Source organism: Streptomyces sp. MP131-18, from assembly GCF_001984575.1.
GTDB classification, from domain to species: Bacteria; Actinomycetota; Actinomycetes; order Streptomycetales; family Streptomycetaceae; genus Streptomyces; species Streptomyces johnsoniae.
Window position 1 is genome coordinate 1,073,169 of the sequence record NZ_LZNS01000001.1, and the last position, 21,772, is coordinate 1,094,940.

The 21,772-nt window shown below is 75.2% G+C and carries 20 protein-coding genes; 14 read left to right on the forward strand and 6 right to left on the reverse strand.

The features are described from left to right. The first annotated feature begins 13 nt into the window (after positions 1–13). From STBA_RS04465 to STBA_RS04505, 9 genes are read left to right on the forward strand one after another with little or no spacing between them, the layout of a single operon-like run. Positions 14–1,669: a carbamoyltransferase C-terminal domain-containing protein gene (locus STBA_RS04465; RefSeq protein WP_077057971.1), complete on the forward strand. Its 1,656-nt coding sequence runs from the start codon at positions 14–16 to the stop codon at positions 1,667–1,669. Next, positions 1,666–2,772, forward strand: coding sequence for a glycosyltransferase (locus STBA_RS04470; RefSeq protein ID WP_077057972.1), 1,107 nt, complete (start codon positions 1,666–1,668; stop codon positions 2,770–2,772). Before STBA_RS04465 ends, STBA_RS04470 begins: the two co-directional genes overlap by 4 nt. Next, complete coding sequence (locus tag STBA_RS04475; RefSeq protein WP_077057973.1) at positions 2,765–3,403, forward strand: HAD-IIIA family hydrolase; 639 nt, start codon at positions 2,765–2,767, stop codon at positions 3,401–3,403. The genes STBA_RS04470 and STBA_RS04475 overlap by 8 nt, the downstream gene beginning before the upstream one ends. Beyond that, positions 3,400–4,476, forward strand: a complete 1,077-nt coding sequence (locus STBA_RS04480; RefSeq protein WP_077057974.1) for a glycosyltransferase family 9 protein — start codon at positions 3,400–3,402, stop codon at positions 4,474–4,476. Before STBA_RS04475 ends, STBA_RS04480 begins: the two co-directional genes overlap by 4 nt. Then, complete coding sequence (locus STBA_RS04485) at positions 4,473–5,438, forward strand: glycosyltransferase (RefSeq protein ID WP_077057975.1); 966 nt, start codon at positions 4,473–4,475, stop codon at positions 5,436–5,438. Before STBA_RS04480 ends, STBA_RS04485 begins: the two co-directional genes overlap by 4 nt. After that, on the forward strand, positions 5,438–6,673 hold the full coding sequence (locus STBA_RS04490; RefSeq protein WP_077057976.1) for a glycosyltransferase: 1,236 nt from the start codon (positions 5,438–5,440) through the stop codon (positions 6,671–6,673). The genes STBA_RS04485 and STBA_RS04490 overlap by 1 nt, the downstream gene beginning before the upstream one ends. A 30-nt stretch (positions 6,674–6,703) precedes the next feature. Then, a complete protein-coding gene (locus tag STBA_RS04495) occupies positions 6,704–7,333 on the forward strand; it encodes an SIS domain-containing protein (RefSeq protein WP_077057977.1) in 630 nt (209 codons plus the stop codon). Then, entirely contained in the window at positions 7,330–8,727 is a 1,398-nt protein-coding gene (rfaE2, locus tag STBA_RS04500) for a D-glycero-beta-D-manno-heptose 1-phosphate adenylyltransferase (RefSeq protein ID WP_077057978.1), read from the forward strand. Before STBA_RS04495 ends, rfaE2 begins: the two co-directional genes overlap by 4 nt. Continuing rightward, on the forward strand, positions 8,724–9,680 hold the full coding sequence (locus STBA_RS04505) for a glycosyltransferase family 9 protein (RefSeq protein ID WP_077057979.1): 957 nt from the start codon (positions 8,724–8,726) through the stop codon (positions 9,678–9,680). Before rfaE2 ends, STBA_RS04505 begins: the two co-directional genes overlap by 4 nt. Here STBA_RS04505 and STBA_RS04510 read toward each other — a convergent pair. Both STBA_RS04510 and STBA_RS04515 read right to left on the reverse strand, forming a co-directional pair. Continuing rightward, the gene (locus STBA_RS04510) at positions 9,668–10,567 is read right to left on the reverse strand and encodes a glycosyltransferase (RefSeq protein WP_077057980.1); all 900 of its coding nucleotides are present in this window, start codon (positions 10,565–10,567) and stop codon (positions 9,668–9,670) included. The two genes, STBA_RS04505 and STBA_RS04510, sit on opposite strands and share 13 nt — an antisense overlap. Beyond that, positions 10,554–11,426, reverse strand: a complete 873-nt coding sequence (locus tag STBA_RS04515; protein WP_077057981.1) for a glycosyltransferase — start codon at positions 11,424–11,426, stop codon at positions 10,554–10,556. Before STBA_RS04515 ends, STBA_RS04510 begins: the two co-directional genes overlap by 14 nt. 101 nt (positions 11,427–11,527) lie before the next feature. Between STBA_RS04515 and STBA_RS04520 the strand changes: the two genes are divergently transcribed. The 3 genes from STBA_RS04520 to STBA_RS04530 all read left to right on the forward strand — a co-directional run bounded on the left by STBA_RS04520 (position 11,528) and on the right by STBA_RS04530 (position 15,153). Beyond that, on the forward strand, positions 11,528–12,460 hold the full coding sequence (locus STBA_RS04520; protein WP_077057982.1) for a polysaccharide pyruvyl transferase family protein: 933 nt from the start codon (positions 11,528–11,530) through the stop codon (positions 12,458–12,460). 48 nt (positions 12,461–12,508) lie between these two features. Further along, a complete protein-coding gene (locus STBA_RS04525) occupies positions 12,509–14,617 on the forward strand; it encodes a catalase (protein ID WP_077057983.1) in 2,109 nt (702 codons plus the stop codon). Positions 14,618–14,730: 113 nt separating this feature from the next. Next, positions 14,731–15,153, forward strand: a complete 423-nt coding sequence (locus STBA_RS04530) for a CBS domain-containing protein (RefSeq protein WP_077057984.1) — start codon at positions 14,731–14,733, stop codon at positions 15,151–15,153. 61 nt (positions 15,154–15,214) lie between these two features. Here STBA_RS04530 and STBA_RS04535 read toward each other — a convergent pair whose 3' ends face one another. Further along, positions 15,215–16,519 carry an NAD(P)/FAD-dependent oxidoreductase gene (locus tag STBA_RS04535; RefSeq protein WP_077057985.1) on the reverse strand — a complete coding sequence of 435 codons (1,305 nt, stop codon included), beginning with the start codon at positions 16,517–16,519 and terminating at the stop codon, positions 15,215–15,217. Positions 16,520–16,593: 74 nt separating this feature from the next. Beyond that, positions 16,594–17,310, reverse strand: coding sequence for an ANTAR domain-containing protein (locus STBA_RS04540; RefSeq protein WP_077057986.1), 717 nt, complete (start codon positions 17,308–17,310; stop codon positions 16,594–16,596). Between the two features lie 80 nt (positions 17,311–17,390). Here STBA_RS04540 and STBA_RS36255 point away from each other — a divergent pair, with 80 nt between their 5' ends. Beyond that, on the forward strand, positions 17,391–18,557 hold the full coding sequence (locus STBA_RS36255) for a PAS domain-containing protein (RefSeq protein ID WP_077057987.1): 1,167 nt from the start codon (positions 17,391–17,393) through the stop codon (positions 18,555–18,557). Here the strand turns inward: STBA_RS36255 and STBA_RS37035 are convergent. Together STBA_RS37035 and STBA_RS04555 are read right to left on the reverse strand one after the other, a co-directional pair. Next, positions 18,454–19,008, reverse strand: a complete 555-nt coding sequence (locus STBA_RS37035) for a DUF6328 family protein (protein WP_143659423.1) — start codon at positions 19,006–19,008, stop codon at positions 18,454–18,456. The genes STBA_RS36255 and STBA_RS37035 overlap by 104 nt on opposite strands. Before the next feature lie 4 nt (positions 19,009–19,012). After that, a complete protein-coding gene (locus tag STBA_RS04555; protein ID WP_077057988.1) occupies positions 19,013–19,825 on the reverse strand; it encodes a SigB/SigF/SigG family RNA polymerase sigma factor in 813 nt (270 codons plus the stop codon). A gap of 333 nt (positions 19,826–20,158) precedes the next feature. On the opposite strand from STBA_RS04555, the gene STBA_RS04560 reads away from it, so the two are divergent. Next, positions 20,159–21,745: a DASS family sodium-coupled anion symporter gene (locus STBA_RS04560; protein WP_253194526.1), complete on the forward strand. Its 1,587-nt coding sequence runs from the start codon at positions 20,159–20,161 to the stop codon at positions 21,743–21,745. Positions 21,746–21,772 lie beyond the last annotated feature (27 nt).

The following is a 21,772-nucleotide window of genomic DNA, read 5'->3' on the forward strand; positions in this document are numbered from 1 at the left end:
CCCGGAGGGCCCCATGCGCGTACTCGGAATCAACGCCCTGTTCCACGACCCGGCGGCGGCCCTCGTCATCGATGGACAGACCGTGGCCGCGGCCGAGGAGGAACGCTTCTCCCGCCGCAAGCACGGCAAACGGCCCGTCCCGTTCGCCGCCTGGGAGCTGCCGGAGAAGGCGGCGGCCTGGTGCCTGGGGCAGGCCGGACTGCGCCCCGAGGACCTGGACGCCGTCACCTACTCGTTCGACCCGTCGCTGGCGCGCCCCGCCGAGACGATGGGGCTGCACGACCCGTGGGACCACCTGCGGGTGACATACGCCCGCGAGGCGCCCTCCTTCCTCACCGAGGCGCTGCCGGGACTGGACCGGGAACGCGTGCGGTTCGTTCCGCACCACATGGCGCATGCCGCGTCCGCCGCCTTCGCCGCGCCCGCCGCGGAGAACTCCTCGGTGCTGGTCCTCGACGGGCGCGGCGAGTCCGCCTCGCACCTGGCGGCGCGCCGCACCGGCGAGGTGCTCGAGCCGCTGGCCGCGCAGGAACTGCCGCACTCCCTCGGCCTGGTGTACGAGGAGCTGACGGAGCATCTGGGCTTCCTGCGGTCGAGCGACGAGTACAAGGTGATGGCGCTCGCCTCCTACGGCACCCCCCGCTTCCTGCCCGAGCTGCGCCGCTACGTGCACCCCACCGGGGACGGCGGGTTCCGGGCGGCGGACGTGCCGTGGGCGGAGTTCGCCCCGCGGCGCCGCGCCGACCGGGCCTGGACACAGGAACACGCGGACCTGGCGGCCAGCGCGCAGTCCTGTCTGGAGGAGACGCTGCTCGACCTGGTCCGCTGGCTGCACGGGCAGACCAATGACGACGTACTGACGATGGCCGGCGGCGTCGCGCTCAACTGCGTGGCCAACTCGCGGATCGCCCGCGAGGGGCCGTTCGACCGCGTGTGGGTGCAGCCTGCCGCGGGCGACGCGGGCACCGCGCTGGGCGGCGCGCTGCTCCACGCGTCCCTCGCCGGCACCGCGCCGGTGCGGCCGCCGCCAGGCGCCGACCTCGGGCGCGGCTGGTCGGACGCCGAGATCGAGGCGTGGCTGAAGACGGCCGCGGTGCCCTTCGAACGGCCGCAGGACGTGGCGGGCGCGGTCGCGGAGGCGCTGGCGGAGAACGCGGTGGTGGCCTGGTTCCAGGGCCGCGCCGAGTTCGGGCCCAGGGCGCTGGGCCACCGCTCGCTGCTGGCGCATCCCGGCAAGTCGGGCAACCTGGAGCGGCTGAACGACATCAAGGGCCGTGAACAGTTCCGGCCCGTCGCGCCGATGGTGCTCGCCGAGCGCGCGGCCGAGGTGTTCGAGGGCCCGCTGCCAAGCCCGTACATGCTGTTCGTGCACGAGGTCCGGCCCGGCTGGCGCGACCGCATCCCGGCCGTGGTGCACGTGGACGGCACCGCGCGCATCCAGACCGTGGACGCGGCGGCGGAACCGCTGGTCGCGCGGATGCTCGCGCGCTTCGAGGAGCGCACCGGACTGCCCGTGGTCGTCAACACCAGCCTGAACACCGCGGGCCGGCCGATGGTCGACGACCCCAGGGACGCCCTTGAGTGCTTCGGCTCCTCGCCGGTCGACATGCTGGCGATCGGGCCGTTCCTGGTGCGCCGCCGCGCGCTGTTCGACGGCGGCGCCAGGTGACGGCCGCGGGCGGCCCCGACGCCCGGGGCCAGGACCGGGGCGCGGACACCGCCTACGCGGTGGTGATCCCCACACTCGGGCGGCCGAGCCTCGGCCGGGTGCTCGCCGCGCTCGCGGCCGACCGCGGGCCGCGCCCCGCACGCGTCCTGCTGGTGGACGACCGGCCCGCGCACGACCCGACGCCGCTGCCGGTGGCGGTGCCCGCCGTACTGCGGGACCTGGTGGAGATCGTGCCGGGCCGGGGCGCGGGTCCTGCCGCCGCCCGCAACGCCGGCTGGCGGCGCGCGCCCGAGCCGTGGATCGCGTTCCTCGACGACGACGTGGTGCCGGGCGCGGGCTGGGCCGACGCGCTCACGGCCGACCTGGCGGCGGCGGAGGCCGACATCGCGGGCGTGCAGGCGCGGATCGAGGTGCCGCTGCCGCAGGACCGGCGGCCCACCGACTGGGAACGCGGCACGGCCGGCCTCGCCACGGCCCGCTGGATCACCGCCGACATGGCCTACCGGCGCAAGGCGCTCGAAGCGGTCGGCGGCTTCGACGAACGTTTCCCCCGCGCGTTCCGGGAGGACGCCGACCTGGCGCTGCGGCTGCTGGCCGCCGGGTGGGTGCTGGCCCTGGGCGAACGCAGGACGCGCCACCCGGTCCGCCCCGCAGGGCGCTGGGTGTCGGTGCGCACCCAGGCGGGGAACGCCGACGACGTGCTGATGCGGCGCCTGCACGGCCCCGGCTGGTGGGCGCGCGCGCAGGCGCCGCGCGGCCGGCTGCCGCGCCACCTCGCCGTGACGGCCGCCGCCGCGGCCGCGCTCGGCGCGGCGGCGGCCGGGCGGCGGCGCGGCGCGGCGCTCTGCGCGGCGCTGTGGCTGGCCGGCACGGCCGAGTTCGCGGCGGCGCGGGTGCGTCCTGGGCCGCGCACGGGCAGCGAGGTGCGGCGCATGCTGGTGACCAGCGCGGCGATCCCGCCCACGGCCGTGGCGTACTGGCTGGCCGGGGAGCTGCGGCACCGCTCCGTGGCGCCGCTTCCCCCGGGCTCGGCCGGTCGGCGCGGCGCGGACCACCCGCTGTTTGATTCGGTCAATTCGGGCAACTCAGTCGTTCATGACTAAGGCCACGACGTCGACGCTCCCCGAGCCACGGGCGGGCGGCCCCTGGCTGCTGCCGCCCGCGGCGCCGGGCGCCCGGCCCGTGCGGCGGGCGGGTCCCGGGCCGGACGCGGTGCTGTTCGACCGCGACGGCACGCTGATCGAGGACGTGCCCTACAACGCCGACCCGGCCCTCGTCCGCCCGCTCCCCCGCGCCCGCGCGGCACTCGACCTGCTGCGCGCCCACGGCATCGGCGCCGGGGTGGTCAGCAACCAGTCGGGCGCCGCCCGCGGCTGCTTCGACCGCGCGGGCGTCGAGGCGGTGCGGCGGCGCACGGAGGAGCTGCTCGGCCCGTTCGCGGTGTGGGCCGTCTGCCCGCACGCCCCCGGCCAGGGCTGTGGCTGCCGCAAGCCGGAGCCCGGCCTGGTGCTCGCCGCGTGCGCCAGGCTCGGCGTCGCGCCGCACCGCGTCGCGGTCATCGGCGACATCGGCAGCGACATGGCCGCGGCGCGCGCCGCCGGGGCCCGCGGCGTACTGGTGCCCACCGCGGCCACCCGGCGGGCGGAGATCGCCGCGGCGCGGGAACGGGCCGCCGACCTGCTCGGTGCCGTGCGGCTGCTGCTCGGCGGCCGTCCGGCGGGAGGTGCGGCATGAACGACGGCGTGAGCGACGGCGTGAACGACGCACCCCGCACCCTGGTCGTGCGCCTGGACAGCGCGGGCGACGTGCTGCTGGCCGGGCCCGCCGTCCGGGCGGTCGCCGCGGGCTCCTCGGCGACCGCCCTGCTGTGCGGCCCCGGCGGCGAGGCCGCGGGCCGGCTGCTGCCCGGCGTCGACGACGTGATCGTCTTCGACGCCCCGTGGGTCAGTCTCCAGCCGCCGCCCCTGGAACGGCCGGGCGTGGACGCACTGATCGGCCGGCTCGCCGCCGGCCGCTTCGACCGCGCCCTGGTCCTCGCCTCGCACCACCAGAGCCCGCTGCCCGCGGCGCTGCTGCTGAAGCTGGCCGGGGTGCCGTGGATCGGCGCGGACAGCGAGCACTACCCCGGATCGCTGCTCCAGCTGCGGCACCGGCGCGCGCCGTACCGGCACGAGGCCGCCGCCGCGCTCGAACTCGCGCAGGCGGCCGGCTTCTCCCTGCCCGAGGGCGACTGCGGCGCCCTGCGCGTCGGCGCGCACCCGGACACCGCCCATCTCACCGGCGGCGATCCCTACGTGGTGGTCCACCCGGGCGCGGCCGTCCCGGCCCGCGCCTGGTCCCCGCAGCGCGCCGCACGGGCCGTGGCGGCGCTCGCCGGAGCCGGGCACCGCGTCGTGGTCACCGGCAGCCGCGGCGAGGAGGCACTGACCCGGCGGGTCGCCGGCGCGCACGCCCTCGACCTCGGCGGCAGGACCGGACTGCCGGAGCTGGCCGGGGTGCTGGCGGGCGCCCGCGTCGTCGTGGCCGGCAACACCGGGCCCGCGCACCTGGCGGCGGCCGTGCGCACCCCCGTGGTCAGCCTCTTCTCCCCGGTCGTCAGCGCGGACCGCTGGCTGCCCTACCGGGTGCCGCACCTGCTGCTCGGGCGGCAGAACAGCCCGTGCGCCAACACGCGTGCGCGGCTGTGCCCGGTCGCCGGGCACCCCTGCCTGGACTCCATCACCGACGAGGAAGTGATCGGCGCGGTGGCCGCGCTGACGGTGGGCGGCCCACGCCCGGAGGGCGCCGGACGGAAGGCGGCGGCATGAACATCCTGATCTGGCACGTGCACGGCGCCTGGACGACCGCGTTCGTCCAGGGCCCCCACTCCTACCTGGTCCCCGTCCTGCCCGACCGGGGCCCGGACGGTCTCGGCCGGGCGCGCACCTACCAGTGGCCCGAGTCGGTCCGTGAGGTGCCGCCGGAGCAGCTGGCGCGGGAGCCGGTCGACCTGGTGGTCCTCCAGCGCCCGCACGAGGCCGAGCTGGCGGAAGCCTGGCTCGGCGGGCGCCGCCCGGGACGCGACGTGCCCGCGGTGTACGTGGAGCACAACGCGCCGGCCGGGAACGTGCCCGACACCCGGCACCCGTTCGCCGACCGGGACGACCTGTTGCTGGTGCACGTCACCCACTTCAACCGTCTGTTCTGGGACTGCGGCGGCACCGCCACCACGGTCGTCGAGCACGGCGTGGTGGACCCGGGGCACCACTGGCGGGGCGATCTGGCCCGGGCCGCGGTCGTCGTCAACGAGCCGCTGCGGCGCGGCCGTGTCACCGGCACCGATCTGCTGCCGGGGCTCGCCGAGGCCGCGCCGCTCGACGTGTTCGGCATGCGCACCGGCGACCTGGCGGAGCGTCTCGGCATTCCCTGGGAACGGTGCCGCAGCTACGACCTGCCGCAGGCCAGGCTGCACGACGAGATGGCCCGCCGCCGCGTCTACCTGCACCCGGTGCGGTGGACCTCCCTGGGGCTCTCCCTCATCGAGGCCATGCACCTGGGCATGCCCATCGTCGCCCTGGCCACCACGGAGGCCGCCGAGGCGGTGCCGGAGGAGGCCGGGGTCCTCTCCACCAGGCCCGAGGTCCTGGCCCGCGCCACGGCCCGCTTCCTGGCGGACCAGGACGCGGCGGCCGAGGCCGGGCGGGCGGCGCGGCACGCCGCGCTGGAGCGCTACGGACTCAAACGTTTCCTCGACGACTGGGACCTGCTGATGGAGGAGGTGATCCGCTGATGAGGCGACCCTTGCGCGCGGGGCTGACCATCGCCCTCGTCTCCGAGCACGCCAGCCCGCTCGCCGCCCTCGGCGGCGAGGACGCCGGCGGCCAGAACGTGCATGTCGCGCAGCTGGCCGGGGAACTCGCGGACCGCGGGCACGCGGTGACGGTCTACACCCGCCGCGACTCCGTCTCGCTGCCCGCGACCGTGCGGCTGCGGCCGGGCGTCACGGTGCGGCACGTGCCGGCCGGGCCCGCCGAGCCGGTGCCGAAGGACCGGCTGCTGCCGTTCATGCCGCAGTTCGGTGCCGTGCTGGAACGGGAATGGGCGCGGACCCCGCCCGACGTGGTGCACTCCCACTTCTGGATGTCGGGGGTCGCCACGCTCCAGGCCGCCCGGCCGCTCGGCATCCCCTTCGTGCACACCTTTCACGCCCTCGGCGCCGTCAAGCGGCGCCACCAGGGGCCCGCGGACACCAGCCCCGCCGACCGGGTCACCTGGGAGCGGTACGTCGGCCTCAGCTGCGACCGCACGGTGGCGACCTGCCGGGACGAGGTCGAGGAGCTGATGGCCCTCGGCCTGCCGCCCGAGCGGGTCGGCATCGTGCCCTGCGGCGTCGACCCCGCCCTGTTCACGCCGGACGGGGCGGCCGCGCCCCGCGGCCCGCTCCCCCACCGGCTGCTCCAGCTGGGCCGCCTCGTGCCGCGCAAGGGCGCCGAGGTGTCCCTGGCCGCGCTGGCGGCGCTGCCGGACGCCGAACTCGTCATCGCCGGCGGGCCGCGGGCCGGCCGCCTCGACGCCGACCCCGATGTGCGGCGCCTGCGCGAGGCCGCCCGTTCGCTGGGCGTCGCCGACCGGGTGCGCTTCGCCGGCGGCTTGGCCCGCACCGACGTGCCGCCGCTGCTGCGCAGCGCGGACCTGGTGCTCTGCCCGGCGGACTACGAGCCGTTCGGCATCGTGCCGCTCGAAGCCATGGCCTGCGGCGTTCCCGTGGTGGCGAGCGCCGTCGGCGGCCAGCGCGACACCGTCGCCGACCCGGGCACCGGGCGCCTGGTGCCGCCGGGCGACCCGGTGGCCCTGGCCGAGGCGGCGGGCTCGCTGCTCGCCTCCCCCGCCGAACGCGCCGCCTGCGGCGCGGCCGGGCGGCGGCGGGTCCTGACCCGGTTCCGCTGGGCCGCGGTGGCCGCCGCCACGGAAGAGGTCTACCGAGAAGTCAGCAGCCGCCACCCCGCCCCCGTCAGCGGCGCCTGACCGCGCCCGACACAGGGAGGAACCCGTCCCATGCAAGAATCGCGCACCGCGCACGAGCACTGCCTGTCCCTCCAGGACGCGCTGCACCGCTTCCGCGACGACGGGCTCGGCGAGGCCGTCGCCTGGGGCCGGAACCTGGCGGGCATCCTGCCCGCGGGCGGGCGGCTGCTGTGCGCGGGGAACGGCGGCAGCGCCGCCCAGGCCCAGCACCTGACGGCCGAGCTCGTCGGCCGCTACGACCAGGAGCGCCGGCCCTTCTCCGCGATCTCCCTGCACGCCGAGACGTCCAGCGTCACGGCCATCGGGAACGACTACGGCTTCGACGAGATCTTCGCCCGCCAGGTCGCCGCCCACGGGCGGGCCGGGGACGTGCTGATGCTGATGTCGACCTCGGGCAGCAGCGACAACCTGCTGGGCGCGGCCACCGCGGGCCGCGCGGCCGGGCTGCGGGTGTGGGCGATGACGGGTCCCGTGCCCAATCCGCTGGCCGCGCAGGCCGACGCGGTCCTGAGCATCGACACGGAGAGCACGGCCACCGTGCAGGAGGCGCACCTGGTCGCGCTGCACGTGGTGTGCGAGAGCTTCGACGAGGCGCTGCCGGGCCCGGGGCCCGTCACCGCGCCCCAGCCCGCCGTGCTCACCCGAGGGGACGCGTCATGACGGGGCACCAGCCGATCGTGGTGGTCGGCGATCTGCTGCTGGACGAGGACGTGGCCGGGGACGCCGCCCGGCTCGCGCCGGACGCGCCGGTGCCGGTCGTCGAGGTCGCGGGCGAACGCCGCCGGCCCGGCGGCGCGGGGCTCGCCGCGGCCCTCGCCGCGCGCGACGGCCGCGAGGTGGTGCTGGTGACGGCGCTCGGCACCGACCCGGCAAGCGAGGCGGTGCGCGGGATGCTGCCGCCCGGGGTCCGGCTCGCCGAACTGCCGCTGGACGGCTGCCTGCCCGTGAAGTCGCGGGTGCTGGCCGACGGGCAACCGCTGGTGCGCGTCGACCGCGGCGGCGGCGTTCCCGGGTCACCAGGGCCGGCCGTGCACCGGGCGCTGCGGGAGGCCCGGGCCGTGCTGGTGGCCGACTACGGGCAGGGCACGGCCGCGGTGCTGCGGCAGGCGCTCGCCGATGCCGCCCGGCGCGTGCCGGTGGTGTGGGACCCGCACCCGCGCGGGCGCCCCCCGGTGGGCGGGGCACGTCTGGTCACGCCGAACGAGCGGGAGGCGCGCTGGTTCTGCGGCGAGCGGGAACGGGAGGGCGACGACTCCCTGCGCGCGCACAGCCGCCGCGGGGCGCTGCTGGCCGAGCGCTGGGAGGCGCTGTCCGTCGCCGTCACGCTCGGCTGCCGCGGCGCGGTGCTGGCCAGGGCGCACTGCGACGATCCGCTGTACGTGCCGGTCGCGGCCGGTCTCGACGGCGACCCGTGCGGCGCGGGCGACTGCTTCGCCGCGACGGCCGCGACCGTGCTGGCCGACGGGGGCCTGCCGCCCGAGGCCGTCGGCCAGGCCACGGAGGCCGCCTCGGCGTTCATCGCGGCGGGCGGCCCGGCCTCGCTCGCCCCGCGGGCGGCCCTGACCGCCGCCCGGCCGCCCGCCCCGGTGGCCGAGTCGGGCGACGTGCAGGGCCTGATCGCGTCGGTGCGGGCCGAGGGCGGGACGGTGGTGGCCGCGGGCGGCTGCTTCGACCTGCTGCACGCCGGACACGTGCAGTTCCTGGAGAACGCGCGGCGCACCGGCGACTGCCTGATCGTGTGCGTGAACTCGGACGCGTCGGTGCGGCGGCTGAAAGGCCCGGGCCGGCCGTTCAACCCGGCGGCCGACCGGACGCGCGTGCTGGCCGGGCTCGGCTGCGTGGACGCGGTCGTCGCGTTCGACGAGGACACCCCCGAGGCACTGCTGCGGCGGCTGCGGCCCGATGTCTGGGTGAAGGGCGGCGACTACAGCGTGCGCGACCTGCCGGAGGCCGCGGCGCTGCGCGAGTGGGGCGCCCAGACGCTGGTGCTGCCGTACCTGGACGGGCGGTCCACGACGGAGCTGGCGCGCCGCGCCGCCTGCGCCTCGCCATGACCGGCGCCGTGCCCAGGCTGGTCGTGCTGCGCGCCCTGGGCCTGGGCGACCTGCTGACGGCGGTGCCCGCGCTGCGCGGACTGCGCCGCGCGTTCCCCGGGCACCGGCTGCTGCTCGCCGCGCCCGCCTGGCTCGCGGAGGCCGCCGCCGCCACCGGCGCGGTCGACCGTCTGGTGCCCGCGACCGCGCCGGGCCGGGGGGTGCCCGGCCACATCCCGTGGGCCGGGCCGTTCCCCGAGCACGCCGTCGACCTGCACGGCAACGGCGAGGAGAGCCTGCGCGCGCTGCGCGCGCTGCGCCCGGGGCGGCTCTACGGCTACGCGCACCCGCAGGGCCCCGCGTGGCGGGCGGGTGAACACGAACGGGACCGCTGGTGCCGGCTGCTGTCCTGGTACGGAGTGCCCGCCGACCCGGCGGATGTGCGGCTGCCCGCGCCGCAGCTGCCCTCGCCCGCGCCGGGCGCGGTGGTGCTGCACCCGGGCGCGGACGCGCCCGCGCGCCGCTGGCCCGCGGAGCGCTTCGCGGCGCTCGGCCGCGAACTGCGGGCCGCCGGGCACCGGGTGGTGGTGACCTCGGGTCCCGGCGAGGGCGACCTGGCACGGCGGGTGGCGGCCCCGGGAGGGCTCGAGCGCGCCGACGCGCCGCCGTTCTGCAAGCTGGCCGCGCTGCTCGCGCAGGCGCGCGCGGTGGTGGTCGGCGATACCGGCGTGGCGCATCTGGCGACGGCGCTCGGCACGCCCTCGGTCGTGCTGTTCGGCCCGGTCTCCCCGCGCCTGTGGGGCCCGCCGCGCACGCCGCGGCACCGCGTGCTGTGGCATCCGGACCGGCCGGGCGACCTGCGCCCGGGAGATCCGCACGGCCCGGCCCCCGACCGCCGTCTGCTGCGCATCTCCGTCGCGGAGGCCGCGGCGGCGGTGGCGGCGCTGCCGCCCGGGGGCCGTCAGCCCACGTAGCGGCGGGCGTTCGAGGCGCGCTGGGCGGCTTCCAGCGTGCGCAGCCGGCGGTCGACCTCGGGCGGCAGGGGGCGGCGTTCCCGCAGGACCCAGGGCAGGCCGGCCGTGGCGCGCAGCAGGGCCGCGGCCGTGGTGCGGTCGTGCGGAACGGTGCGCAGCAGATGCGCGGTGCGGCGCAGCGCGGGGCGGGCGGGCCGGCGCAGCCAGGTGAACCACAGGGTGTTGCGGATGCCGTCGGCGCGGCGGCGGGTGGGGTCGCGCACGGCGGAGGGCGCGTGGTGGATCGTCAGGCTCTCGTCGAACATCAGCCACCAGCCGTCGGCCATCAGGTCGGCGGCGAGCAGCTCCTCCTCGCCGCCGAGCCACAGCCGGGGGTGGAAGCCGCCCGCCGCGCGGAAGGCGTCGGTGCGCAGCACGGTCGCGGCGGCGAGGAACGAGCCGAGGGCGGGCCCGGGCAGCCAGCCGGGGCGCGGCAGCGGCGAGGTGCGCAGCTCCTCGACGATGGGGTCCTCGGTGCCGTCGGGCTCGACGACGATGCGCGCGGTGACCGCGGCGACTTCACGGTGGGCGTCCAGGAGGTCGGCGGCACGGGTCAGCGAGCCGGGTTCCCACCAGGTGTCGTCGTCGCAGAAGGCGGTGTAGGGGGAGGTGACGTGCCGGACGGCCAGGTTGCGGCCGATCGCGCCGAGGTTGGCCCCCGGGGTCAGGACCAGGGTGGCGGGGTGGTGGCGGGCCACGGCCTGTGCCGTGCCGTCGGTGCTGCCGTTGTCGGTGACCAGGACGGGCGGCTGCTCGGGGAGGGCCGCCAGCCGGTCGAGGGTGTGCAGCAGCTCGCCGCGGCGGTCGCGGGTGATGATCACGACGGAGATGCGGTCATCGGGCGGCATGGGACAGCTCCAGGCGGCGGACGTGGGCCTCCACGTCGTCGGGCAGCGGCCGGCGGCCGCGCACGGCGGCGGGCAGCCGGGGCAGCAGTTGGGCGAGCGCGTGGCGGGCGGCGCCTTCCCGCGGGGCGTCGCGGGCGAGGCGCCAGGTCTGGCGCAGGGCCTCCGGCAGGGGGCGGCGCAGCCAGGCGGTCAGCACCTCGTTGCGCCGCACGAGGGTGCCGCGGCTGGGCCGCGGGCCGGTGGCGGGCTGGTGCACGGCCGTGATCTGCGGGGCGTAGCACACGTGCCAGCCGGCGGCGGTGAGGTCGTAGGCGAGGAGGGTCTCCTCCGCGCCGAAGAACAAGAGCGGGTGGTAGCCGCCGGCGGAGAGGAACGCGGAGCGGCGGACGACGGCGGCGCAGCCGAGGAAGCCGAGGACCGGGGGCCCGGGCAGTCCGTCGCGGGCGGGGGCGGGCGAGTCGGCGAGCACGTCGTTGAGCGGGTCGGGCGTGCGGGCCTCGCCGACGAGGGTGCGGGCGGCGAGCAGGCCGAGGCGCGGGTGGGCCTCCATCAGTCCGGCCGCGGCGGCCAGCGATCCCGGTGCCCACCAGGAGTCGTCGTCGCTGAAGGCGATGTAGCGGGCGGAGAGAGCCTGGACGCCGTAGTTGCGGGCCAGCGCGCCGCGGTTGGCGGGCAGGCCGAGGACGTGCACCTCGGGGAAGCGGTCGGCGAGCCGCGCGCGGGTGCCGTCGTCGGACGCGTTGTCGACGACCAGGATCGGCGGGCGCTCCGGCAGGGCGGTGAGCCGGTCCAGTGTGGCGAGGAGTCGGGTGGCGCGGTTCCGGGTGGCGATGACCACGCCGACGGTGGCGGCAGACACGCGGTCCCGAGTGCCCGCATCAGCCGACGGCAAACAGGGATGAAGGGGTCATACGGGGCGGCCGGTCGTTTCGGGGCGGTCGCCCAGGGCACTCGGCGTGAATGCAGAGTGACGGCGGACGAACGTTGCTTACGGGGTGGTTCAGCTTCGTCGACGGCGAGGCGACGGCGGGTGACGTGCTGGCGCTCGACCGGGTGCGGCAGGTCCTCGACGAGGGCGGCGAACCGTACGACGTGGCGTGGAGCCCGCGGTTCGAGCCGCGCGGCCTGTCCCTGGAACGGGCGCGGCCGGCGGACTACACGCGGCTGGTCTTCGTCTGCGGGCCCGTGCACGGGCCGCTGCCCGCGGGGCTGCACGAACGGTTCGCGCACTGCCACCGGATCGCGGTCGGCGTCTCGGTGATCGACCGGGACGATCCGGCGGTGGCCGGCTTCCACCGGGTGCTCGCGCGGGACGGGGCGGGCGGTGAGCCGCTGCGGGACCTGTCGCTGCGGGCGCCGCGCGGGACACCGGTGCCGGTGGTGGGGGTGCTGCTGACGCAGGGGCAGCGGGAGTACGGCGACCGCAGGATGCACGGCGCGGTGGCGGAGACGGTGACGCGGTGGCTGGCGGGCGCACGGTGCGCGCCGGTGGTGCTGGAGAGCAGGCTGGACCGCGGCGACGGCCTGCTGTGCGGCACCTCGGACCAGTTCCTCTCGGTGGTGGGGCGGCTCGACGCGCTGGTGACCGACCGGCTGCACGGGCTGGTGCTGGGCCTGCGCACGGGCGTCCCGCCGATCGCGGTGGACCCGGTGGCGGGCGGCGCGAAGGTGACGGCGCAGGCGAGGGCGTGCCGGTGGCCCGCGCTCGTGCCGGCCGACCTGCTGGACGAGCGGCGGCTCGACGTGTGGCTGACGTGGTGCCTGAACCGCGGCGGCACGGTCGCGCGGCGCCGCAAGGTGGAGCTCGGCACGGCACCCGACCCGGCGGACGGGCTGCTCGACACGCTGCGCACCGGCGGGCCCGAGGATGTTTGCAATGCGGTAAACGGGTAACCGGTGAGGCACTCTCGCACCTCGAGCGGCTGAACCGGAGGGAGCCCCATGTCCACGGACGAGGCGCGCGCCAAACAGGAACAACTCGATCCGCTGCGGGACCGTCCGGAGGACGGCCCGCTGACGACGAACTTCGGTTCGCGCGTCGACGACACGGACAATTCCCTCTCGGCGGGCGAGCGCGGCCCCACGCTGATGGAGGACTTCCACTTCCGCGAGAAGGTCACGCACTTCGATCACGAACGGATACCGGAACGGGTGGTGCACGCGCGGGGGGCGGGGGCCTACGGGTACTTCCGCCCCTACGCGTCGCTCGCCGAGTACACGAAGGCGGACTTCCTCCAGAGCGAGGACCGGGAGACACCGGTGTTCGTGCGCTTCTCCACGGTGGCAGGGTCGCGCGGCTCGGCCGACACGGTGCGCGACGTCCGCGGGTTCGCCACCAAGTTCTATACGCGCGAGGGCAATTACGATCTGGTCGGGAACAATTTCCCAGTGTTCTTCATCCAGGACGCCATCAAGTTCCCCGACTTCGTGCACGCCGTGAAGCCGGAGCCGGACAACGAGATCCCGCAGGCGCAGTCGGCGCACGACACGTTCTGGGACTTCGTCTCGCTCCAGCCGGAATCGATGCACATGGTCATGTGGCTGATGTCCGACCGGTCGATTCCCCGCAGTTACCGCATGATGCAGGGCTTCGGCGTTCACACGTTCCGCTTCGTTAACGCGGAGGGCCGCGGGACGTTCGTGAAGTTCCACTGGCGGCCGGTGCTCGGCACCCACTCGCTGGTGTGGGAGGAGGCCCAGACGATCGCGGGCAAGGACCCGGACTACAACAGGCGCGACCTGTGGGATGCCATCGAGCAGGGCGACCACCCCGAGTTCGAGCTCGCGGTGCAGCTGGTGCCGGAGGACGACGAGTTCCGCTTCGACTTCGACCTGCTGGACCCGACGAAGATCATCCCCGAGGAGACGGTGCCGCTGCGGCCCATCGGGAAGATGGTGCTGAACAGGAACCCGGACAACTTCTTCGCCGAGACCGAGCAGGTCGCCTTCCACACCGCGCACGTGGTGCCGGGCATCGACTTCACCAACGACCCGCTGCTCCAGGGCCGCAACTTCTCCTACCTGGACACGCAGCTGATCCGGCTCGGCGGCCCCAACTTCGAGCAGCTGCCGGTGAACCGGCCGGTGGCGCAGGTGCGCAACAACCAGCGCGACGGCTACGGGCAGCACCGCATCCACCCGGGCAAATCGTCGTACGCGCCGAACTCGGTGTCCGGCGGCTGCCCGGTACTCGCGTCCCCGGACGCCGGTGCCTACGTGCACCACCAGGAGCGGGTGGACGGCGTGAAGATCCGCAAGCGCAGCGAGAGCTTCTCCGAGCACTACAGCCAGGCCACGCTGTTCTGGAACAGCATGGCGGACTGGGAGAAGGAGCACATCGTCGCCGCGTACCGCTTCGAGCTGGGCAAGACGACGCACCGCGAGATCCGCGAGCGCACCGTCGAGCAGCTGAACCACATCGATCACACCCTGGCCACCGCCGTGGCCGAGGGGATCGGCGTGCCGCCGCCCGCCGAGCCGGCCGGCCGCAACCACGGCAGGACCTCACCGGCCCTGAGCCTGGCCAACAGCCCGACGGACTCCGTCGCCACCCGCCGCGTCGCGATCCTGGTAGCGGACGGCGTCGCGAAGGAGCAGGTCTCGGCGCTGCGCGGCGCGCTGTCCGAGGCGGGCGCCGTGCCCGAGGTGCTGGCGCCGCACGACGGCGCGGTGCGCGCGGCGGAGGGCGGCACGGTCGAAGTGGACCGGGCCATGAACACGATGGCCTCGGTGCTGTACGACGCGGTGTGCGTGCCGGGCGGCGCGGACAGCGCGGGCACGCTCGGCGAGGACGGTTTGGCCAGGCATTACGTCGCCGAGGCGTTCAAGCACGGCAAGGGCGTGGCGGCGCTCGGCGAGGGCGTCGGGCTGGTCCGCGGTCTCGGCCTGCCCGGCATCCGGCTGTCCGGCGAGGGCGACGGCGTGGTGGACGACCACGGCGTGGTGAGCAGCGCGGACGGCGCCGCGGTGACGGACGTGGCCGCGGCGTTCGCGGACGTGATCGCCCGCCACCGGCACTGGGACCGGGACAGCGACAGGATCGTGGCGTAGGCACAGGTGCCGGGCGGGGGCCCCGCCCGGCGCCGTTTCCGAGGCGGTAAGGCCGGAGGCGGCAAGGCCATGGGCAGCGGAACGCGGAGGAGCACGCGGGGAGGCGGTCGGCCATGAACCGGCGGGTGCGGGACGTCATGACGCCGGCGGTCGCCGCCGTACGGCCGGACGCCTCGCTGGTGGAGGCGGCGCGGCTGATGCGCGCGCAGGCCATCGGCGACGTGCTGGTGGCACAGGACGGGGTCCTGCTCGGGGTGCTCACCGACCGCGACATCACGCTGCGCGCCGTGGCGGAGGGCCTGGACCCGGTCACCGTCTCCTGCCAGTCGGTCTGCACCCCGGACCCGGTGTGCGTGGAGCCGGACGACGACCTGGCGAAGGCCGCCCGCCTGATGCGGGAGCACGCGGTGCGGCGGCTGCCGGTGGTCGAGGGACTCGGCATGGTCGGGGTCGTCAGCATCGGCGACGTCGCGCGGGCGCAGGACCCGGACTCGGCACTCGCGGACATCAGCGGGGCGCCCCCGAGCGGCGGCTGAGCGATAAGGACAGCGCCCGCCCGGAGGGAAACCTCCGGGCGGGCGCCGTGGTGCGGCGCAGTCAACTTCTGGGCGTGCGGGCCAGCTCGGGCGAGGCCGTGTCCAGTGGTACGGAGCCGGAGCGAACCATGCCGAGCTGGACGGCCTGGCGCGGCAGCGCGGCTTCGAGCAGCCAGTCGGCGGCGACCCTGATCCGGTTGCCCGGCATCGCCAGCAGGTGGTAGCCGCGCGTCACCGCGCCGGCCAGCGGTCCCGACAGCGGGACATGGAACGGGTTGGCCGCCCCCTGCACGCCGCCGAGGTCGACGGCGAAGCCGCGGTCGTGGTGCTCGTAGGGGCGCCGTTCGCCGAGGCCGTGGTGCGCGGCCACGTTGCGCGCCGCCGTCCTGCCCTGCCGCCAGGCGTGCTGGGCGGTCATGGGCGTGAACTCGCCCGGCTTGGTGAGGTCGGGCACCGCCGCGGCGTCGCCGCAGGCGAAGACCTCCGGGTGGCCCGGCACGTTCAGGTAGCGGTCGACGACCAGCCGGCCGCGTTCGGTTGGCAGGCCCATGTCGGCGACGAGCGGGTCGGGCCGGACGCCGACGCACCAGATCAGGCTGCGGGTGTCGACGCTCTCACCGTCGTCGAGCAGCACGCCGCCGCGCCTCGCCTCCTTCACCGAGGTGCCGGTGCGGACGTCGACGCCGCGGCGGCGCAGCACCGCGTCGGCGGTGCGGGAGAGCCGTTCGTCCAGCTCGGGCAGCACCCGGGGCGCGATGTCGAGCAGCATCCAGCGGGGCGTGACCCGCGGGCCGCGGGTCCGGCGGGTGACGGCGTCGGCGAACAGCGTGCCGTGCGCGGCCACCTCCGTGCCCGTGTAACCGGCGCCGACCACGACGAACGTGGAACGGGCCCGCCGCTCGTCCTCGTCCTCGGTGTGCGCGGCCAGCTCCAGCTGCCGCACGATGTGGTCCCGCAGGTACAGGGCCTCCGGCAAACCGCGGAAGCCGCGGGCGTGCTCGGCGATACCGGGGATGGGCAGCAGCCGGCTGACGCTGCCGACGGAGAGGATCAGCGTGTCGTAGCCGAGGTCGGCGGTATTGCCCTCGGGGTCCGTGTAGTGGACGCGCCGCGCGTCGAGGTCGACGCCGTCCGCCTCGCCGAGGACCAGGCGGGCCTGCGGCAGCGTTCCGGTCAGCGAGACGGTGACCCGGCGCGGCTCCAGGATGCCGGCGGCGACCTGCGGCAGCAGCGGCAGGTAGAGAAAGTAGTCGGTGGGATTGAGCAGCACGACCTCGGCGTGCTTGCGCACCGTTCGGGACAGGGACCTGGCGGCCTGGTACCCGGCGAATCCCGCTCCCACAATCACGATCCGGGACCGGCTCATGCGCCACCTCCTTGGGACAGGTACTCGGACACAACGAGGTGCTGCGGGTACCCGCCGCGCGGCGTCTGATGCGCTCAGCGGCCGGGGGCGAGGCGGGCGAGTCCGGCCTCGATGCCGTGTCCCTTGGTGCGCACGACGCCCCGGGCGAGATCGGCGAGCTTGCTGTTGGTGCGCTGGGACTGGCGGCGCAGCACGTCGAAGGCGGTGTCCGCGTCGCAGCCGAGCACGTGCATGAGGATGCCGCACGCCTGGTCGATGACGGGCCGCGAGCGCATCGCGGTGTCGAGCTGGTCGACCTCGGTGAGGGCGCTTTCGTAGGCGCGGTCCCGGGCGAAGGTGCGAGTGGCGAAGTCGCCGATGAGGGAGGCCACCGTGTGGGTCCTGGCGTCCATGAGGCCGGGGCGGAAACCGCAGACGGTGACGGTGACGGTGAGGTCGTTGTGCCGGAACGGCAGGGTGGCGCTGGACCGGACGCCCGCCTGGAGGGCGACGGCGCGGTAGTCGGGCCAGCGCCGTTCGACCAGCAGGTCGCCGACCGCGGCGGGCTCGCCCGAGCGCACCGCGGCGGGGATGGGGCCAACGCCCGACTCGAACTGCACGCTGACCAGGGGCGCGAGGTCGGGGTGGGTGACGGCGGCGGGGGCCTCCTGGCCGCCGTCGATCCCCGCGGTCGCCGCCGCGCCACAGGCACCGGGCGCGCACTGGACCGCCTCCTCCGCGAGTCTGGTCAGCGCGCGGGCGGAGACTTCCGTGGGCTGGCCTGGCGGGGCGGGTGCGCGTGACAGGGACATAGCCGTCGCCTGCCCCGGGACATCTCACAGAAACGGTGCAGGGTTCGATAATCAGACTGGAATGCGGTTACTGTGCCGCCATGGTCCAAGCCGAGGATTATGGCGCCGAGCTCAACGACTTCCGCAAGCGGGTCGCCGAGCTGCGCGCGACACGCGCTCTTCCGGACGGCGCGCGGCCGGCCACCCTGGACGCCGCCCTCTTCGAACTGCAATACGTGTCCGATGTTCTGTGGCCGCGGCACGAGCAACTGGTCGCCGCGCAGCGGCAGACCGCGCGGCCCGCCGACCCCAAGGAGCTCCAATTGCTTCGTGCGGTCTTCCAGCGGTTGCCGCTGCCGGTCCTGCTGCTCGACGGGGACAGCGTCGTCAACCGACTGAACTTTGCCGCCAGTCAACTGTTCGGTTTGCGCGCCGGTTATGCGGCGGGCCGGTCGATCACCGCCTCCTTCAACCACGAGGGCCGCGCCGCCTTCCGCGGGCAGGTCGCGGCCGTCGCCCGGCACGAGGGCAGCCGGAGCCTCGCGGTGGAGCTGATGCACGGCCTCTCCGGCGAGACGGAACGCCCCGGCCGGCTGTGGGTCACGCTGACCGCCGTCCGCCCGCCGGGGCACCGGCGTACGGCCGTGCTCGCCGTGTGCCAGCCGTTGGCCGGGGCGGCGGGACGGCCACCGGCGCCCGCCTCCCCCGCCGTGCCCGCCCAGCGGCCGGACCCGGCCGAGGTCAGCAGCCACGTGTCCCTGATGGACCTGCTCGACGACATGACCGCCGCGCTGCTCGACGAGGGCCGCCACGGCGCTTCGCCGCTGGAGCGGGCCGGCCGGGTGCTGCACGGCCGCTTCGCGGACTGGGTGATCGCCGACCGGGCCGAGCCGGGCGGCGGGCCGCTGCGCCGGGCCGCCGTGCTCGCGCCCGAGGAGGCCCCGGACGGCGGCGGCGCCGCGGCCATCGCCGCGCAGGACCCGTCGGACGCGCCGCTGATACTCGAGGCGGCCAGGGCGGGCGCCTCGGCCCTTCAGATCCGGCCGGAGGACATGTTCGCACTCGGCGAGAGCGCCGACGGGCTGCCGGTGCTCGCGCTCACCGAGACCGCGTCGCTGCTGTGCGTTCCGCTGCGCCTGCCCTCGGGGGCGGTCCTCGGCGTGCTCACTCTGCTGAGGGCGGCCGGTCGCCCGGCGTTCGAGCTTGCCGAGGCGAGCGCGATGGAGCGGATGTCGCGGCATATCGCACTGGCTCTGCGCGCCGCTTGATCGCATACGGCAGCGCTCCCCACAGCGCGCCGCACAGCAGGAGCGCGCCGCAGGCGGTGACGACGCCCTCGGCCCGGCCGAGGACCACGTCCACGACCAGCAGCAGGGCCCCGGTCAGGGCGAGGGCCAGGACGCCGAGACCCACGGTGGCAAGGACCGAGGAGACCTCGACGATCTGGCGCTTCGCGCCGCGCCGGAACAGCCGCCGGTGCAGGGCGGCGGGCGCCGTGAACAGGACGGTCGCGGTCATCGCCAGCAGCAGCGTGCAGATGTACGTGCCGCGCTGGAAGCCGTCGAGGTCGTCGAAACGTGCGCTGAACGCCAGGGTCAGCAGGAAGGCGAACAGGATTTGCACGCCGGTCTGCGTGACCCGCAGCTCCTGGAGCAGCTCGACGAAGTTGCGGTCGTCGCGCTCCGGCGGCGTCTCGTTCCGCGGCCTGGCTCTCGGCATGGCGTCATCCTGCACTGCCTGCCTCCACCTCTTCACGCAGGCGCGTGCAGGTGCGGTTCAGCAGCCGGGAGACGTGCATCTGCGACACGCCGATGTGCTCGGCGATGCGGCTCTGCGTCATGCCGCGGAAGAACCGCAGGTAGAGGATCTGCCGCTCGCGCTCGGGCAGGGCCCGCAGCCGCCCGCGCAGCGACTCGCGGTCCACGACGCGGTCGTAGCCGGGCTCGATGCGGCCGAGGGTGTCGATCAGCGCGTAGCCGCCCTCGGGGGCACCGGACAGCTCGGCGTCCAGGGACAGGACCGCAAAGCTGTTGAGCGCTTCGAGACCGGCCTTGGCCTCGTCCTTCGTCATGTTGGCGTGCCGGGCGATCTCCGCGGCGTCGGGGCGGCGGCCGTCAAGGGTGTGGGTCAGCTCCTGGCTCGCGACCCGCACCCGGTTGCGCAACTCCTGCACGCGGCGCGGCACGTGCATGCTCCACAGGTGGTCGCGGAAGTGCCGCTTGATCTCGCCGACGATGGTGGGCACCGCGTAGCTCTCGAAGGCGGTGCCCAGGTCCGGGTCGTAGCGCCGCACGGCCTTGACCAGGCCGAGGCGGGCGACCTGCTCCAGGTCCTCCAGGTTTTCCCCGCGGTTGCGGTACTGCCGCGCGAGGCGGGCCGCCATCGGCATCCAGGCGCGGACGATCTCGTTCCGCAGGCCGTCGCGCTCCGGGCCGCACTCCATGGTGGCGAGCCTACGGAAAGCGGCGGCGGTGTCGGGGGCGTCGTGGTGCGAGTGCCGGCGGCGGGACCTGGTGGGGACGTGTGTGGCGGGCATCGGTATCGCTCCCTCTCCGGTGGACTTCTGGTCACCGCGGGAGCGAACGGACCACAGGCCGCACGCGTGGTGCGGCGAAAGCCGCTCCCGCGGGCGTGCCTGCAGTCCGAAGCACACAGGTCGCATGCCCGGCCGTCCCTGGCGCAAACAGGGAAGGCCGGCCCCGCCTCGTTTCGCCAGGGAACAGCCCCGGAACAGGGCGTCTTCGCGGTGGCACACGCGTCCCACACACAACTTCTCTTGCGCGACCCCTGTACGCGGGGGGCGTGGAGGGGACAGGTTTTACCGAGGCGTCCGCGGTGTGGCGGACGCTCGTGACCTGGGAGGTGGATCGTGTCAGCCAGGACCGACGTGGAGAAGGCGCTGCTTGGGCACGCGACGTACCGCAGTCTCGGAGAGCAGCGGCTCACACCCGCCGAAGAAAAATTCGAACGGGCCCGCAGAACCTCGGGACTGTGGCTCGCGCCGCTGGTGGCGGCGATCTTCCTCGCGCTGCCGCTCGACATGGCGCCGAGTCAGCAGACGCTCGCGGGCATCCTGCTCGGCGTCGTGGTGCTGTGGGTGACCGAACCGGTGCCGATCCCGGTGGGCGGGCTGATCGGCGTGGGCGCCATCGTGCTGTTCGGGGTGGTGCCCGCGGACGATGCGCTGGCGCCCTTCGGCTCCACGACGATCTTTACGTTCATCGGCGCGTTCATCCTCGCGCAGGCGATGCTCAAACACGGTCTCGCCCGTCGCTTCGCGTTCCGGATTCTGGCACTTCCCGGGGTGGGCCGGTCGACGTTCGGCGTGATCACCGCCTTCGGCGCGATCACCTGTGTGCTGTCCGCGTTCGTGTCCAACACCGCGACCGTGGCGATGCTGCTGCCGACGGCGCTCGGCATCCTGACGGTCATCGCCAAACTGCTCCAGGACCGCGGCCTCGTGGCGGAGGACTTCGACCCGACGCGGCTGCGGGTCGGCGCGGCGCTGGTGCTGATGCTGGCGTACGGCGCGTCCGTGGGCGGTCTGCTCACGCCGGTCGGCTCGCCGCCGAACCTGATCGGCCGGGGCCTGATCGAGGAGACGACGGGCGAACGGATCTCGTTCGCCCAGTGGATGGGCATGGCGCTGCCGATCTGTGCGCTGATGTTCGTCGTACTCGCCGTCGTCCTGCTGCTGCTGAACAAGCCGGAGATCCGGCGCATCGACGGGGTCGAGGAGTACGTCGCGCAGCAGCGCAGCGAGCTGGGCCCGCTGTCGCGGGCTGAGTGGAACACGCTGATCGCGTTCGGGATCACCGTGGTGCTGTGGATCACGCCCGGCGTGATCGCGCTGGTCGCGGGCACCGACTCCTCGGTGTACGAGACGATCAGCGGCCGTCTGGACGAGGGCATCGTGGCGGTGCTCGGGGCCGCGCTGCTGTTCCTGCTGCCGACGCACTGGGGGCGCCGGGAGGCCACGCTGAACTGGTCGGACGCGGCCCGCATCGACTGGGGCACGATCCTGCTGTTCGGCACCGGCATCATCTTCGGCTCGCTGCTGGCATCGACCGGTCTCGCGGAGACGATCGGCACCGAGGCGAACGACTGGCTGGGCCTGTCCAGCGTCTTCGCGATCACGGCCTTCGCGGTGGTGCTGGCCATCCTGGTGTCGGAGACCACGAGCAATACGGCATCCGCGGCGGTGGTGGTGCCGATCATTCTGCCCATCGCGGTGGCGGCGGACGTCGATCCGTTCGTCCCGGCGCTCGCGGCGACGTTCGCGGCCTCGTTCGGCTTCATGCTGCCGGTGTCGACCCCGCAGAACGCCATCGCCTACGGCTCGGGTGTGGTGCCGATCACCACGATGATCAGGTCCGGTTTCGGATTCGACATCCTGGGTGCCGTAGTGATCATCCTGGGCCTGCCGCTGATGGTGGAGCTGGTCGGCGTCGGCTAGCCACCGGGGCCGCCAGGGGGCGGGAGC

Excerpts from the sequence above, each read along its gene's own strand:
- STBA_RS04530 (WP_077057984.1), top strand. The coding sequence starts at position 14,731 with ATGAACCGGCGGGTGCGGGACGTCATGACGCCGGCGGTCGCCGCCGTA.
- STBA_RS04555 (WP_077057988.1), bottom strand. The coding sequence starts at position 19,825 with ATGCCCGCCACACACGTCCCCACCAGGTCCCGCCGCCGGCACTCGCAC.
- STBA_RS04510 (WP_077057980.1), bottom strand. The coding sequence starts at position 10,567 with ATGCCGCCCGATGACCGCATCTCCGTCGTGATCATCACCCGCGACCGC.
- STBA_RS04520 (WP_077057982.1), top strand. The coding sequence starts at position 11,528 with ATGCAGAGTGACGGCGGACGAACGTTGCTTACGGGGTGGTTCAGCTTC.
- STBA_RS36255 (WP_077057987.1), top strand. The coding sequence starts at position 17,391 with ATGGTCCAAGCCGAGGATTATGGCGCCGAGCTCAACGACTTCCGCAAG.
- STBA_RS04490 (WP_077057976.1), top strand. The coding sequence starts at position 5,438 with ATGAGGCGACCCTTGCGCGCGGGGCTGACCATCGCCCTCGTCTCCGAG.
- STBA_RS04540 (WP_077057986.1), bottom strand. The coding sequence starts at position 17,310 with ATGTCCCTGTCACGCGCACCCGCCCCGCCAGGCCAGCCCACGGAAGTC.
- STBA_RS04485 (WP_077057975.1), top strand. The coding sequence starts at position 4,473 with ATGAACATCCTGATCTGGCACGTGCACGGCGCCTGGACGACCGCGTTC.
- STBA_RS04495 (WP_077057977.1), top strand. The coding sequence starts at position 6,704 with ATGCAAGAATCGCGCACCGCGCACGAGCACTGCCTGTCCCTCCAGGAC.
- STBA_RS37035 (WP_143659423.1), bottom strand. The coding sequence starts at position 19,008 with ATGCCGAGAGCCAGGCCGCGGAACGAGACGCCGCCGGAGCGCGACGAC.
- STBA_RS04480 (WP_077057974.1), top strand. The coding sequence starts at position 3,400 with ATGAACGACGGCGTGAGCGACGGCGTGAACGACGCACCCCGCACCCTG.
- STBA_RS04535 (WP_077057985.1), bottom strand. The coding sequence starts at position 16,519 with ATGAGCCGGTCCCGGATCGTGATTGTGGGAGCGGGATTCGCCGGGTAC.
- rfaE2 (WP_077057978.1), top strand. The coding sequence starts at position 7,330 with ATGACGGGGCACCAGCCGATCGTGGTGGTCGGCGATCTGCTGCTGGAC.
- STBA_RS04505 (WP_077057979.1), top strand. The coding sequence starts at position 8,724 with ATGACCGGCGCCGTGCCCAGGCTGGTCGTGCTGCGCGCCCTGGGCCTG.
- STBA_RS04465 (WP_077057971.1), top strand. The coding sequence starts at position 14 with ATGCGCGTACTCGGAATCAACGCCCTGTTCCACGACCCGGCGGCGGCC.
- STBA_RS04475 (WP_077057973.1), top strand. The coding sequence starts at position 2,765 with ATGACTAAGGCCACGACGTCGACGCTCCCCGAGCCACGGGCGGGCGGC.
- STBA_RS04525 (WP_077057983.1), top strand. The coding sequence starts at position 12,509 with ATGTCCACGGACGAGGCGCGCGCCAAACAGGAACAACTCGATCCGCTG.